Origin of the sequence: Mesorhizobium sp. WSM3866 (assembly GCF_002294795.1) — a bacterium.
Taxonomy (GTDB): Bacteria; Pseudomonadota; Alphaproteobacteria; order Rhizobiales; family Rhizobiaceae; genus Mesorhizobium.
Window position 1 is genome coordinate 1 of the sequence record NZ_NSGC01000028.1, and the last position, 13,837, is coordinate 13,837.

Consider the following 13,837-nt stretch of genomic DNA (forward strand, 5'->3'; position numbering starts at 1 on the left):
GTCGCACCCGTTGCTCCAGTCGCGCCGGTAGCACCCGTTGCTCCGGTCGAGCCGGTGGCTCCGGTCGCACCCGTCGAGCCCGTGGCACCCGTGGCGCCGGTCGCACCTGTAGCTCCGGTAGCGCCGGTCGCCCCAGTCGAGCCGGTGGCACCCGTGGCGCCGGTCGAGCCGGTCGCACCCGTGGCGCCGGTCGCACCTGTCGCACCCGTTGCTCCAGTCGCACCCGTTGCTCCAGTCGCGCCGGTAGCACCCGTAGCGCCGGTCGCTCCAGTTGCTCCGGTAGCTCCAGTCGCACCCGTGGCTCCGGTCGCACCGGTTGCTCCGGTCGAGCCCGTTGCTCCAGTGGCTCCGGTCGCACCTGTCGAGCCGGTAGCTCCAGTCGCACCCGTGGCGCCGGTTGCACCAGTCGCACCCGTTGCTCCAGTCGCACCGGTTGCTCCGGTCGAGCCCGTGGCACCCGTAGCGCCAGTCGCTCCAGTCGCACCAGTTGCACCAGTTGCACCCGTGGCTCCGGTTGCTCCGGTCGAGCCAGTCGCTCCGGTAGCGCCTGTGGCACCCGTAGCGCCGGTCGCCCCAGTAGAGCCAGTAGCTCCGGTGGCTCCAGTGGCACCCGTGGCGCCGGTTGCACCGGTCGCACCAGTTGAGCCAGTCGAGCCGGTTGCACCCGTTGCTCCAGTCGCACCGGTTGCTCCGGTTGCACCCGTCGAGCCGGTAGCTCCGGTAGCTCCAGTCGCACCGGTGGCGCCGGTCGCACCTGTCGAGCCAGTAGCTCCGGTAGCTCCAGTCGCACCCGTGGCGCCGGTCGAGCCCGTTGCTCCAGTCGCACCGGTGGCTCCGGTCGCACCTGTCGAGCCGGTAGCGCCTGTGGCACCCGTAGCGCCGGTCGCTCCAGTCGCGCCAGTTGCTCCAGTCGCACCGGTGGCTCCGGTCGCACCCGTCGAGCCGGTAGCTCCGGTAGCTCCAGTCGCACCCGTTGCTCCAGTGGCACCGGTAGTTCCAGTCGCACCTGTTGCTCCGGTCGAACCTGTCGAGCCAGTTGCTCCTGTTGCACCCGTCGCGCCGGTGGCGCCTGTAGCTCCGGTATCGCCGGTGGCGCCGGTCGCACCTGTTGCTCCGGTCGCACCTGTCGAGCCCGTTGCTCCGATATCACCCGTAGCGCCAGTCGCACCTGTGGCGCCGGTTGCTCCAGTCGAGCCGGTATCGCCCGTGGCGCCAGTCGCACCCGTAGCGCCGGTCGAGCCGGTATCGCCCGTAGCACCAGTGGCGCCGGTTGCTCCAGTCGCCCCAGTGGCCCCGGTCGAACCCGTTGCTCCGGTATCACCCGTTGCTCCAGTCGAGCCGGTCGCACCCGTTGCACCCGTAGCGCCGGTCGCACCTGTGGCGCCGGTTGCTCCAGTCGCCCCGGTAGCTCCAGTAGCTCCAGTCGCGCCGGTTGCGCCTGTCGAGCCGGTCGCACCCGTTGCACCCGTAGCGCCGGTCGCACCTGTTGCACCCGTCGAGCCCGTTGCTCCGGTATCACCGGTGGCGCCGGTCGCACCTGTGGCGCCGGTTGCTCCGGTCGCACCCGTTGCTCCGGTATCGCCCGTGGCGCCGGTGGCACCTGTTGCTCCGGTTGCTCCCGTTGCTCCGGTATCGCCGGTAGCGCCAGTCGCACCTGTTGCTCCGGTCGCACCGGTCGAGCCGGTTGCTCCGGTATCACCGGTGGCGCCGGTCGCACCTGTGGCGCCGGTTGCTCCGGTTGCTCCCGTTGCTCCGGTATCGCCCGTGGCGCCGGTGGCACCTGTTGCCCCGGTATCGCCGGTGGCGCCAGTCGCACCTGTGGCGCCGGTGGCGCCAGTCGCACCTGTGGCGCCGGTTGCTCCGGTCGCACCGGTCGAGCCGGTTGCGCCCGTTGCTCCGGTATCGCCCGTGGCGCCAGTCGCACCTGTGGCGCCGGTTGCTCCGGTTGCTCCGGTTGCTCCGGTATCGCCCGTGGCGCCGGTCGCGCCTGTGGCGCCGGTTGCTCCGGTATCGCCCGTGGCGCCAGTCGCACCTGTGGCGCCGGTTGCTCCGGTTGCGCCCGTTGCTCCGGTTGCGCCCGTTGCTCCGGTATCGCCCGTGGCGCCGGTCGCACCTGTGGCGCCGGTTGCTCCGGTCGAGCCGGTTGCGCCCGTTGCTCCGGTATCGCCGGTGGCGCCAGTCGCACCCGTGGCTCCGGTCGCACCTGTGGCGCCGGTTGCTCCGGTCGAGCCGGTTGCGCCCGTTGCTCCGGTATCGCCGGTGGCGCCAGTCGCACCCGTGGCTCCGGTCGCACCTGTGGCACCGGTTGCTCCGGTCGCGCCGGTCGAGCCGGTGGCGCCTGTAGCTCCGGTCGCGCCCGTCGAGCCCGTTGCTCCGGTATCGCCCGTTGCGCCTGTTGCTCCAGTCGAGCCTGTATCACCCGTGGCGCCGGTCGCACCAGTAGCGCCGGTCGCACCTGTGGCGCCGGTCGCACCTGTGGCGCCGGTTGCTCCAGTCGAGCCCGTTGCTCCGGTATCACCCGTGGCGCCAGTCGCGCCTGTAGCGCCGGTCGCACCGGTTGCCCCGGTATCGCCCGTGGCTCCGGTCGCACCTGTGGCGCCGGTTGCTCCGGTCGCGCCTGTCGAGCCCGTTGCTCCGGTAGCGCCCGTAGCGCCGGTCGTACCGGTAGCGCCAGTCGCACCGGTTGCTCCGGTAGCGCCCGTAGCGCCGGTCGTACCGGTAGCGCCAGTCGCACCGGTTGCTCCGGTAGCGCCCGTGGCCCCGGTCGCACCTGTCGCGCCGGTCGCACCTGCGGCACCTGTAGCTCCAGTCGGACCCGCGGGTCCGGTCGCGCCTTGACCTGTGGTGGCGATGAAGGCAGCGGTATCAAAGTGATTGCCATTATCGCCATTATTATTATCTACAGGCGTAAAACTATAACCTCCGGGAACTGGAGAAAGCGTACCGTAGAGTTTGAAAGTGCTGTCGTAGACAAAATAAATATCAGTAGTGTTTGGAATCGTTATTGTTGTAGAAAAGTCGGTGATTAAACCGTTTTGGTTTGCAGACGGAAGCTGAAAGCTACCAACAACTGTATCATCGGCCGTATTAAGCGACGGATTGGTCGGAGGAATCGCGTGAGTGTCCACTATATAGTATGTGTTAACAGCCGAAGAGCTGCCGCCAGCAGTTATGTCCCCGGTGAGTGTGAGATCGGCCGCTGCAAGCACCCCGATGTAACTTGCTACGCCAACTGGGGTCAGCGGCGGCAGGGGCGCCGACGCGCCCGCACGTGCGGGTAGTTCCCACGCACCGCCCAGGACTGCCGCACCGACAAGCGAACTGGACGCGCAGACATCCACGCCGACGGCCGCTTCCAAAGCGTCGACGAACGCATCGCCCGCCTTTCCCAGCGCCGTCTCGCAGCTCCATAGCCGCAGTTCACCGTCCGCAGCGAGCGCCCTGCCGATTGCGGCGAATTCCTCAGCCGCCCCCTTCAACGTCCCGACCGACCATTCTCCTGAAGCGAAAACAACCCGACCAGGTGCGCCGTGCGCGATGATGTGGACCGCGTGCAGTTCTTCGTGCCCTCTCAGCGCCGCAGCCATCTGCGCCGCCGGCGCTTGACGGCCATCGACCAGGATGGCTTCGACCCCCGGCCGGACGTTGCTCAGAACAGTCTCGAGATCGGAGATCGAAGGATCCACAAAGAGAATTTCAGAGGCACGGGCCATGACTGGCTCCTGTTCGCTTCCAATTCATTTCAAAAGGGAAACCGCCCACCGGCTTAGTCGGCGAGCGGCGCGGAAATGGCGCTTGGCCGCGGTCATCTTCCGGACGGCCCGATGGCGCCGCTTGGGCGGCCAACGAGGGGGGCCTCCACGCGGAGGAAGCCGGAGGCTTGGAAATTCCCGCCATCGTCAAATGTGCCGATCGCGAGAGAGCCGGCGGTGCTCGGAACCTTGACGGTTATAGCGACAGCGTGGCTTCGCTTGACGGCGGCGGGAAGAATGACCTGGCCGACGATCGCGTTCTTGGCGGCATCCAGAATGAAATAGGTTGTATGCTCGGTGGCGTCGCCGATGGGCAAAACGCCCCTAACGGTCACATCCATTGCAGTAGACGAAGTTGCGTACGTCATCATGCACTCCCCGATTGGCGGCGGCAGGTGCCGCGGCTTCTCCTGCTTGACACTTGATTTTCAATCACCGCAGTGCTGCCCCCGACCCGACGGGCTTGGCCGCAAGGCCGCACGAAAGCTCGCGCGCGAAGACGTGATGGGCTGCAGCCTTTGCTCCAGACGACTCCCGGTCCGATCGGCCGGCAGGAAGTCGCAGACGGCGCCGTTCGCCGACGGCACTCGGCTTGAATAGCTCTGTTGAAATCTGGTTTGGATGCGGGGCACGGGAGCAATCCGCCGCACCTTGCAGCAACAAATTTCCCGCCGGCGCATAGATGGGGACGGCCTGCGGCGCTCAGTTGCGGATAGGTTTGAAGTTTGTCGAAGCGGCGGGCTTCAAACTCCCTGGGAAACGCACGTGATATCACGTGATACACGATCCACTCCCGTCACAGCCGACGCCGATCTCTTGGCGAAAACTCGCGAGAGAGCTCCGGAGTGGAAAACCCGTTCGACCCGAACAAAAAAGACAAACGCTCACACGGCCGCGCGCTCACCAACGCACGTGCCTTAGTCGTCCGCGACTTTGGCCTTGCTACTCCCGAAACCCTCTGGCTTGACTCCCCTACGACTTCCGCAGAATGCCAGCTACCCACGACCTGTGGGCCCCCCTCACAGCAGCAAATTAGTAAATTTGAAAATTAGCGATCTGTAAACTATGGGAGCGACTAAACTGACCTACCTCTAAAGTATTAGGTCGTGAAATATTACAGACCGAAACTCTAGAAAATATTTTTGAAATCCAGAACTTAACCCGCACCCCGGAATTTGCGTCAAACCCAGAAACGTGATCGAGCTTGAGCACTGCCATCCCCGTTGGGGCGTCGCGACGGGGTCGACGCCAACTACCGCTTCGTCGATCTTGACGTCGCTTGGCAAATGGCGGTGAAGTGGGCGGAGATCGTCTGAGGACCTTAGCCGCTCCGGTGGCGGGACAAGTAGACAATAGGAGCTTCGGGACGGCCCCGCGAATTCATCCGCGGCACGCAGAGAATGGCATTGCTTGAACGTCGCGCAACGTCAGAGCGAGAGATGGCAATTTCACGGATGACCACGGGTAAGCGACTTTGCCTGAACATGATCGTCAAGAACGAGATGGCGAACCTGCAGCGCTGTCTGGGGGCGGTTGTCGACCACATCGACTGCTGGGTCATCGGCGACACCGGCTCGACCGACGGGACCCAGGATTACATCAGGGCTTTCTTCGCCGATCGCGACCTGCCCGGGGAGTTGCATCAGTTCCCCTTCGAAAATTTCGAGCAGGCCCGCAACGCCGCGCTCGATCATGCATATGCTTCGTCGCTCGTCTATGATTATCTGCTTTTCGACGACGCCGACATGGAATTGGTCGTCGAGGACGCGGGCTTCCGAGCGCAGCTCGACTGTCCCGGCTATCGGCTGCTCCAGCGATCCGGTTCCGACCTCGCCTATTGGAACACCCGCATCGTCAGGCGCGATGCCGGCGCCCGCTACCGTGGCGTGACGCATGAATATCTCGACGTTCCCGGCGACGTGAAGGAACTGCAGGGCGTTTGGTACAAGGACCATGCCAGCGGATCGAACCGCGTCGACAAGTTCGAGCGCGACATCAAGCTCCTGCTGGAGGCGCTGGAAAAAGACCCGGAGAACCACCGATACTGGTTTTACCTGGCGCAGTCCTACCGCGACGCCGGACGCACGGCCGAGGCGGCGGTAGCCTACGCCAAACGCGCGGCGATGGGCGGCTGGGACGAGGAAGCATGGAACGCCCGGCTGCAGGAGGCGCGCTGCCTAAGAAAGCTCGGGGACGACGCAGGCTTCGTTCGCCAGGCGCTTGCTGCCTTCAATCAGCGCCCGCAACGTACCGAACCCCTCTACGACCTCGCGCGGTTCCATCGCGAGAAGGGGATGAATGACGCCAGCGTGCTGTTTTCGGAAGCCGGTCTGGCGATCAGGAAACCGGAGCAAGACATCCTGTTTCTCGAGGATTTCATCTACACGACGGGCCTTCGCGAGGAATACGCGATCGCGGCAAACTACGCGAGCGATCCATTGCGCAAGGACCGCGGGTTCGCAGTGTGCAATTGGCTGGCGCTGAGCCGCAGCATCGCCGACGGTTCCCGCGATCTGGCGCGCTCCAACCTGTTCTTCTACATCCAGCCCGCCAAGACGATGATGCCATCGTTCACTGCGCAACCGGTCGGCTTCATGCCGCCCGACGGCTATCGGCTCTCGAACCCCTCCGTGGCTCGCTGGGACAACCAGATCGTAGTGTTGCAGGGGGCCATCACCTTGGCGGCGGCGGAAGAGAACCTCCGGGCTCGAGCGCCGGATCGAGCGGCGGTGCACACACGCAATTTCTTGCTGCGCATCGACAGCGAATTCGGGATCGCGTCGGCCGACGAGATTTCACAGCCGACCGACTTACCGCGACCTGCTTACGGCTGCGGCCTCGAGGCCATGCGCCCGTTTGCCTGGGAGGGGCAATTGTGGAGCAGCGCCTATATGCGCGCGTCGGCCGCAGAAGGCGAACCAGTCATCGCGCGCATCGACCACGGCGGGCCTGCACCATACCGGATGACCGACTGGCGTGTGCTCCGGCCGATCGGTGCGAAGGTGAACGGCAACAACTGGCTCCCCCTCGTCAAGCCGGCTGGCATCGGCACCGACCGGGAGCGGCTGCAGTTCCTTTCTGTGGGTGATTCCATCCGCATTGTCGGCGATCAAGGGCAGACGATATCGGAAAAGCCGTCTTCCGTCGCTGCCGACCAGCTCAAGGGAGGCACCCAGGCGATTGCCTTCGAAGGCGGATGGCTGACACTCGCGCACGAGACGCGGGCAAGGCCGGACGGGGCTCAGCCATACTGCCAGCACCGCTTCGTCTGGTTGGACGAAACAGGCTGCTTGGCAAAGATCAGCCGGCCGTTCTTCTTCAATGAAAAGGGGGTTGAGTTCGCCGCCGGCCTAGCCTGGCACCCAAAAGACGAGCGCCTGCTGATTTCGTACGGCGTCGCCGAGAGCGAAGCGTGGATCGCCGCGGTCGATGCCTCGGAGGTAAGCTCGCTGCTGGAGAGGACAGACCCTTTGTCTGCAAGCGAGGCATATTGGAGCTCACTTGCGACGACGTCGGCGGACGGTGCGACCATACAAATTGCGGCGGCTCAGCAGCGCAAAGAACCCGGCGACCTCCATCAACAAACCCGGCCTGGCGACGGACTCCCGAAGGAGGCGAGCAGGATGGTCCTCTCCGGCAATGCGAAAGGCACAGAGGAGGTCCTGCTCGAGCTGGCGCCGTTCCTTCGCTTCGCAGACTCGCCGCATGAGCGTCGCGATCAATCCTGGGCGTTCGATAGCCGGATAGCCCCCTTCCTGGACAGGGGAGATGCCGCGCTGCCTCAGATCCACTGCTTTTACGAGGTGCTTTCCGACACTGCGAAGCATCTGACCCTGATTGCCGCCACCACGTCGATGCGCGCGGCAGGCCATCCCGTGAGGGTCTGGAGCTACTCGCCGAACAAGCTTCAATTCCTCGTGCCATTCGGCGTCGAGGTACGCGCCGCGGATGACGTGATGCCGCGCAGCTTGTTCGAGCGAATGGTCGCCGGCTCCGAGATCCGCTATTTCAGCGACGCCTTTCGCTACGCCGTGCTTTACGAACATGGCGGGTTGTGGATGGATTGCGACGTGGTCATGCTGCGACCGTTTCCGTTCCGCGGCGATTACTTTTTCAATCTGCAATGGCGCGGCGGGCACCAAGGCCACTTCGTCTGCGGCAACGTCATCTATGCCGAAGCCTTCAGCCCCCATTTGAGAGCGCTCTACGAGATGTCAATCGAGCGGTTCTTCGGTGAGAGCGGCAAGGGATTTGGCGAAATCGGCCCGAAACTGCTCTCCGACTACATTGCTTCGGATCAAGGCGCCGAGCTGCGCGATTGGGTCTTCGGGCCGATGTTCTTTAACGCGATCGATTGGACCGAGATAGGCGAGTTCGAAAAGCCGCTCGCCGATTTGGCTGTCTATCTGAATGATGAGCGTGTCTTCGGAACACACCTGTGGACGGCACGAAATGAGGCTCGCTCGGGCGGGGAAGGAGCGCCGCTCATCTCCTTGCTGGTCGAGCCGCTGCGGAGCTTTCCCACACTCATCGATCTTGCTGATCGCTTCAACACCGACAAGAACCGCCATACCGGCAACCGGCATGCTTACGCACGCGTCTACGAGCGGCTGCTGTCCAGCCGGAGACTTTGCATGCGGAGGCTATTGGAGATCGGCCTTTGTCGCATCGCCGCGGAAGGCGACCAGTCCGAGACCCCCTCGGTCGCGCTCTGGCAATCCTATTTTCCTTACGCCGAGGTGATCGGTGTCGACCTGACGGATTTTTCTCAGTTCAACAATGAGAGGTTCAAGTCTTTCGTCTGCGATCAATCCAAGCTGGAGGATCTGCGCTCGGTCGCGGCGAAGCTGGAACCGGGCTCGCTTGACGTGATTATCGACGACGGCAGCCACGCCTCGTTCGACGAGCAACTGACGCTGCGCGAATTCTTCCCGCTGCTCGCAGAGGGTGGATGGTATTTCATCGAAGACCTCGACTGGCAGCCAACAAGCGAAAATGCCGTTGAAATCACACTCACCAAGCATCTCTTGCGAGAAATCCAACAGCACGGCACGGCCCGATCAATCGACCCGGTCGGTATCAGCGACCTTGCCGATCAGTTCGCCGAAATCCGGTTCTTCGACAGCCATTTCGAGCTTAGCCAGGCAAAATTGCTCGGAGGGCTAGTGGCGATCCGCAAGCGCGGAGGCGTCGGCCTTGTTCGATGAGCGTCACAGGGCGGTGCGGTCGGGTTCGGGCGAGTCCAGCCGTTCAGCGGGAGGTCGCTTAGCGACTGCGTCCAATCGCGGACCCCTTCCTTGAAGATAGCGGTCTACACCATCGCGTTGAACGAAGCCGCACATGTTGAGAGGTGGGCAAATTCGGCCGTCGGCGCCGACTATCGGATAGTCGCCGACACCGGCAGCACCGACGACACGGTATCCCGACTGATCAACGCCGGCGTCACCGTGCACCGGATCGCGGTCCGCCCATGGCGCTTCGATGACGCCCGAAATGCCGCCCTGGCACTCATCCCCGCCGACGTCGACGTGTGCTGCACGATGGACATGGACCGTTTCCTCGAGCCCGGCTGGCGCCCCAAGCTGGAGGCGGCCTGGAGACCCGAAACGACAGCCCTCTATTGCCAGACGATCTATAGAGCGAGTGTCGACGACCCCAGACCGTTGCGGCAATGGGCCACCAAGAATTTTCACCATCGCTGGGGATATCGCTTCAAGCGCCCCGTCCATGAGGCCCTCGTCTTCACCGGAGAAAGGGAGGTGGTCACGACCAGCAACGACCTGGTCATGTTCGAGGTGCAGGACCTGGCCAAGCCAACCAGGAGCAGCTACCTGCCTCTGATGGAGGTTGCCTACAAGGAAGATCCCGACGACGCACAGATGTGTTTCTGGCTCGGGCGGGACCTGATGTGGGCCAACCGGCCCGACGAGGCCGTTCAATTGCTTGAGCGCTACCTTGGCTTGCCGACAAGCACCTGGGGCGAGGAACGGTCAGAAGCGATGCGCTACATCGCACGCATGATGCCGGACCAGAGATTGGTGTGGTTGGACAAAGCGCGAATGGAAGCGCCGCATCGGCGCGAGATCTGGGCCGACCTTGCGGAGGAACTCCACGGCAGGGCCGACTGGTTGAATCTGTTCTGGGCGTGCAGCAACGGAATCGAAAACACCCGTCGCACCGGAAGCTATCTCGATGACCCGAACTGCTGGGGCTTTCGGCTGTTTGATCTGGGCGCCATCGCCTCATGGCACCTGAATGCGATGGACCGTGCTGTGGAATGGGGGCAGATGGCGCTCGAGCTTGACCCGGGCAATGAGCGTCTCAGGAACAACCTCGATTTCTTCATTCGGCGCCGGCACGAAGATCGAGCAGCGCCGCTCGGCGAAGAAGGTGTTCGGTGAAGGCTATCGGTTGCCTGATGGGACGGACTGGCCGACTGCGGTCAACGCCAGCCTGTCGCTCACGTATTGATCCGTACCGATTCCTCCGGCCGTTCGTCACTGATGACAAGCGGTGGCAAGCACACATAGGCTTTGAGCGAGGGCATCACGCCCGCCATGATGCAATCGATGCCTGCATTGTTCAGCCTTAGGCCGAAGCCTGCAAAATCCACGATCATCGGCCGTATCGGAAGGCACCACTCCAACAGCGCGCGCGCGCCACGTGGCGAGACGGAGTAACAAACCGTGCCGAGCAGATAGCGCGCTCGAAGCAGAGCAGGTTCGATTTCCGCCTCCTGGAAGTCAGCAATATGCGTCATGACTTCGCCCGGAAAGAACTCCAGCCTGGCACCGGTTCCGCCAGGAAGGGCATCTAGCCAGGCATAGCATCGCAGACTTGCACTCCACAGGATGAAATCCCAATCGGCCGGGATGTTCGCCAAGAGCGCGTTCGTATGTCGTTCGAACTCGCGAGAGAAGATCGCATCATCTTCGGCAACCGTTATCACCTTGTGCCGACCGACGGCCTCTCTCCAGAGCGTCACGTGCGAGATGGCGCAGCCCAGACTCCCAGGCGCATACTCCAAATCCGAACTGATAACCCTACGCTCTATCAGCTTGTCGCGGTCGATGGATTTTCCGTCAAATCCGGAGAACCTCCGGACTTCCGGCAGGTGCGAGTTCAACTTGCGAAATTTATCCAGCCGCCCGACACTTCGATCGAGATTGATTACATAAATCTCCGACATGACGCTTTTAGCCCCATTTTGGCGATGGTTCGTCCATTCACTCACTTTGCATCGAGCGAACCAGCTTGCGCCCCGGCCTCCACTTGAGAGAACTTCAAGTCTAGCCGGATCGGTGGTAGCTGGCGAGACGGCTTGGACCAGGCATTCGAACTTTTGGAGGATTTGCGTCCGCCAACTGGAGAGGCTATGAGGCGCCGAGATTTGGCGGTTGGCATCATCGTTGCGGCAGCATCGGCTACCGCAATGGCAAAGTTTTCGGCCATCCTGGACCCGGGCTATGCAGCTATGCCATCCCCCCGGAATAAGACACCCGCGACGCTTCTGTCCGCCCCGCTCGAACTCGCGGGCAATTGGGGCCGCATGCTCCCGCAAGCGGCAGAACAGGTCGTTGAAAAGGCGCGGCGCGTCTGCCTAGACGGCATCCGACTGCTGTCTGATCGCCAGCCGGCAAGGCTCCGCGTCGACCGCCATGGCACCGGACAGCCGGCGATCTGGCTGCATCCCGACGGCAGCAGTATGGCCTGGATCATTGTCGACATCGGCGAACGGGACTGGTCGAAGCTTGCCTACCAGTTCGGCCATGAACTCGGCCATGTGCTTGCCAACAGCTGGCAGGCCGATGCGAAGCCGGCACCGCCTTGCCAATGGCTGGAGGAAGCTATGGTGGAGGCCTTCTCGCTGCGAGGCCTGGGACGCCTGGCGAAAGACTGGAAACAGGACCCGCCTTTCGCAGGTGACAACGCTTTCGGCGATGCCATTGCCGAATATCGCGAGAACGTCATCAAACGCTATACCGCCCTCGCCGACAGCCAGGGGCTAACCCGAAATGCTGCGACGTGGTTCGCCGACCACCGAAACGAGATCGAAATTCCAGGTCTCAATCCGTTCGCGCAAGCAATGTGCCCGACTATTCTCGCAGAATACGAACAGGTTCCCGATTGCGTTGAGGCGCTGGGCGCGCTCAACCGCTGGCCTGGCCGCAGCGGGGTTCCAATCGCCGAATATCTCCGCCGATGGAAAAAGAGCTGTACCGAATTGCACGCCTCGCCGCACCTGCCGGTCCGACTCCAGCAATTGTTGCATGTTACCCGGGAGCGACGCTAACCAAAGCTCGGCAATGTGGCGGGAATCTTGTGATCGGACACATACGGGGGCCTGCGCGGACGCTACGGGTTTCCAACAAAACAGGGTCCAGAACGCCCAAGCCGGCAGTTGGTCAGCGGCCGTCCGTATGTCGTGGCTGATGTGGAAGGGATTGTTGCTTGGCAGCGTCCGGATCGGTCTCCTTCGCCTTCGGCTCGGAGTGTCGCCGACCATATACAAGCCTGAACACAATCGCGAGATAGCCGACCTGCAACAGAAGCGCGGCTAGGAGGCTCCAGGCAATGCTCATCCAGACGGACCCCGTGGCCTCATAGGCCCAGGTTCCGACTACGCTCGACGTGATCAGCATTCCGACCAGAAACTGAGGAAAGTACATCTCCCCAATCCTGCTTCCAGGCACTCGAGGCGAAAATTTCACTATTTTAGCAATCGAGCAAGTATCGCCATCTGTACCAATTTCGACGCAGCACCGAGTTTCTCATTCAAGCAGCACGGTAACGGACGACGCTGGAACGTCAGGTCGAAAGCTTGGAGGATGACGTGTCCCTAGGTGAATTCCGAGTTGGAAGGCGAGCGGATGTCCGGCGGGTGGCGATATCAAACAAGGTCGCCAGCGCGTACACACCCGCCGGGGAGTGAGCGACTGACGAAGATGTGGGGACTTTGCGTGGGCCTTTCTGCACCGATTCCTGCCGCAGTACGCCGTTCGTTTCGCTTTTCCATTTCTCCCCCGAAACGAAGACGTAAGCCTTACCCGCGAACTCGCCATTAGAAGGACGCAAAAAGGCGGACCAGGGAATACCGGGTCCGCCTTGTCTGCCGACGGGCTTCGGGGAAGAAGGCTGGGTTCGACAAACTATCCGAGGCAATCTCGGCTGGCGTTTATGCTGAGGCTCGGCAAACAGAACAGTGCGCTTTTTTCGCCGCTCGCTCAATTAGCTCAATGGGCTTTAGCTCGATCAGATTACCATGTCGCCTCCCCAAAGTGCAGTGGGTTGGGCGAAGGACATGCACCAAAAGAAGGACTTGATGCATGTCGCGCAAACTTGTGCAGCGGTTTTTCGGAGAAGACATGCACAAAACAAAGACTTAAAAGCGTATTTCTCGATCCATTTCGCCGCGATGCGCTCTAGCCGGCAGCAGCCTATGTTGTTTTTTTCACAGTCAGCGACACGTTTTTGTTACATTAAGATGCAACCTTAATCTCTGGGTGGCTAAGGTAATCGGAGATGACATACAAGTCGGTTCAGGAAACCCTCCGTGCAGCTGGAATCGTCATAAGCAAGAAAGGCGATGTCCACCGCATAAACTTCTTCGGCGGCCTGGAGGACACCGCGCACTATACCACGAGCCTCAAGGAGGCGCTGGAACGGGGCCTTGCTATGGCCAGACCGCAGCGTTCGTAGCCAGCGCCGTCGATTGGTAGCTGTGTTCCGTTGCGGCGAGCGGCTTGATCGCCTGGTCAATTCAGGCGAGATGCGCAGCGAACCGACTCTACGAGGCTAAGAAGTTCATCCCAGTAGGGCGAAATGTCGAGGCCGAGACCAGCGCCGTAGGACAGCAGAGAGAACTGTTGCGCCAGTTCATCCTGCAGACGCCGGGCTTCATCCGGATCAGAGATGGAAATGGTAGCCATAGCGGCCAGATCGCGGCACCTGGCATCGGTTTCCAAACCGGGACCGCCAACAATCACGCCGAGTTCGACCATCATCGATATGAGTCGCACAAGCCCCCTCCGGCGATCTGCGCAACACAAGTGGCCGAGAATCAATCACGATTGATCAGAAATGGG

10 protein-coding genes are annotated in these 13,837 nt (G+C 62.3%); 4 read left to right on the top strand and 6 right to left on the bottom strand.

Annotated features, from left to right (window positions below; genetic code table 11):
• The 3 genes from CK222_RS30470 to CK222_RS32055 all read right to left on the bottom strand — a co-directional run.
• Nucleotides 1–3,713: DUF4347 domain-containing protein (locus tag CK222_RS30470; protein ID WP_141247164.1), on the bottom strand; the 3,713-nt coding region annotated here is incomplete at its 3' end.
• 92 nt (nt 3,714–3,805) lie between these two features.
• Nucleotides 3,806–4,123, bottom strand: a complete 318-nt coding sequence (locus CK222_RS30475; protein WP_141247165.1) for a hypothetical protein — start codon at nt 4,121–4,123, stop codon at nt 3,806–3,808.
• Nucleotides 4,124–5,200: 1,077 nt separating this feature from the next.
• Entirely contained in the window at nt 5,201–5,647 is a 447-nt protein-coding gene (locus CK222_RS32055) for a hypothetical protein (protein ID WP_141247166.1), read from the bottom strand.
• Nucleotides 5,648–5,671: 24 nt separating this feature from the next.
• Here CK222_RS32055 and CK222_RS30480 point away from each other — a divergent pair, with 24 nt between their 5' ends.
• Both CK222_RS30480 and CK222_RS30485 read left to right on the top strand, forming a co-directional pair.
• The gene (locus CK222_RS30480; RefSeq protein WP_141247167.1) at nt 5,672–8,959 is read left to right on the top strand and encodes a glycosyltransferase; all 3,288 of its coding nucleotides are present in this window, start codon (nt 5,672–5,674) and stop codon (nt 8,957–8,959) included.
• A 90-nt stretch (nt 8,960–9,049) separates the two neighbouring features.
• Nucleotides 9,050–10,153 (top strand): glycosyltransferase, encoded by a 1,104-nt coding sequence (locus tag CK222_RS30485; RefSeq protein WP_067330623.1) that lies wholly within the window; start codon nt 9,050–9,052, stop codon nt 10,151–10,153.
• A gap of 59 nt (nt 10,154–10,212) precedes the next feature.
• Here CK222_RS30485 and CK222_RS30490 read toward each other — a convergent pair whose 3' ends face one another.
• Nucleotides 10,213–10,941: a glycosyltransferase family 25 protein gene (locus tag CK222_RS30490; RefSeq protein ID WP_095802874.1), complete on the bottom strand. Its 729-nt coding sequence runs from the start codon at nt 10,939–10,941 to the stop codon at nt 10,213–10,215.
• Nucleotides 10,942–11,184: 243 nt separating this feature from the next.
• Between CK222_RS30490 and CK222_RS30495 the strand changes: the two genes are divergently transcribed.
• A complete protein-coding gene (locus CK222_RS30495; RefSeq protein ID WP_095802886.1) occupies nt 11,185–12,045 on the top strand; it encodes a hypothetical protein in 861 nt (286 codons plus the stop codon).
• 112 nt (nt 12,046–12,157) lie between these two features.
• Here the strand turns inward: CK222_RS30495 and CK222_RS30500 are convergent, their stop codons facing one another.
• Complete coding sequence (locus CK222_RS30500; protein WP_095802875.1) at nt 12,158–12,421, bottom strand: hypothetical protein; 264 nt, start codon at nt 12,419–12,421, stop codon at nt 12,158–12,160.
• 853 nt (nt 12,422–13,274) lie between these two features.
• Between CK222_RS30500 and CK222_RS32635 the strand changes: the two genes are divergently transcribed.
• Nucleotides 13,275–13,451 (top strand): hypothetical protein, encoded by a 177-nt coding sequence (locus tag CK222_RS32635; RefSeq protein ID WP_170950440.1) that lies wholly within the window; start codon nt 13,275–13,277, stop codon nt 13,449–13,451.
• Nucleotides 13,452–13,507: 56 nt separating this feature from the next.
• On the opposite strand, the gene CK222_RS30505 is transcribed toward CK222_RS32635, so the two are convergent.
• Nucleotides 13,508–13,756 carry a hypothetical protein gene (locus tag CK222_RS30505; protein ID WP_095802876.1) on the bottom strand — a complete coding sequence of 83 codons (249 nt, stop codon included), beginning with the start codon at nt 13,754–13,756 and terminating at the stop codon, nt 13,508–13,510.
• Nucleotides 13,757–13,837: the final 81 nt, after the last annotated feature.

Bases quoted from the DNA above. Each gene is read 5' to 3' on its own strand.
- CK222_RS32055 (WP_141247166.1), bottom strand. From the start codon at position 5,647: ATGCGTCACGCCACGGTAGCGGGCGCCGGCATCGCGCCTGACGATGCG.
- CK222_RS32635 (WP_170950440.1), top strand. From the start codon at position 13,275: ATGACATACAAGTCGGTTCAGGAAACCCTCCGTGCAGCTGGAATCGTC.
- CK222_RS30500 (WP_095802875.1), bottom strand. From the start codon at position 12,421: ATGTACTTTCCTCAGTTTCTGGTCGGAATGCTGATCACGTCGAGCGTA.
- CK222_RS30495 (WP_095802886.1), top strand. From the start codon at position 11,185: ATGGCAAAGTTTTCGGCCATCCTGGACCCGGGCTATGCAGCTATGCCA.
- CK222_RS30490 (WP_095802874.1), bottom strand. From the start codon at position 10,941: ATGTCGGAGATTTATGTAATCAATCTCGATCGAAGTGTCGGGCGGCTG.
- CK222_RS30475 (WP_141247165.1), bottom strand. From the start codon at position 4,123: ATGATGACGTACGCAACTTCGTCTACTGCAATGGATGTGACCGTTAGG.
- CK222_RS30505 (WP_095802876.1), bottom strand. From the start codon at position 13,756: ATGATGGTCGAACTCGGCGTGATTGTTGGCGGTCCCGGTTTGGAAACC.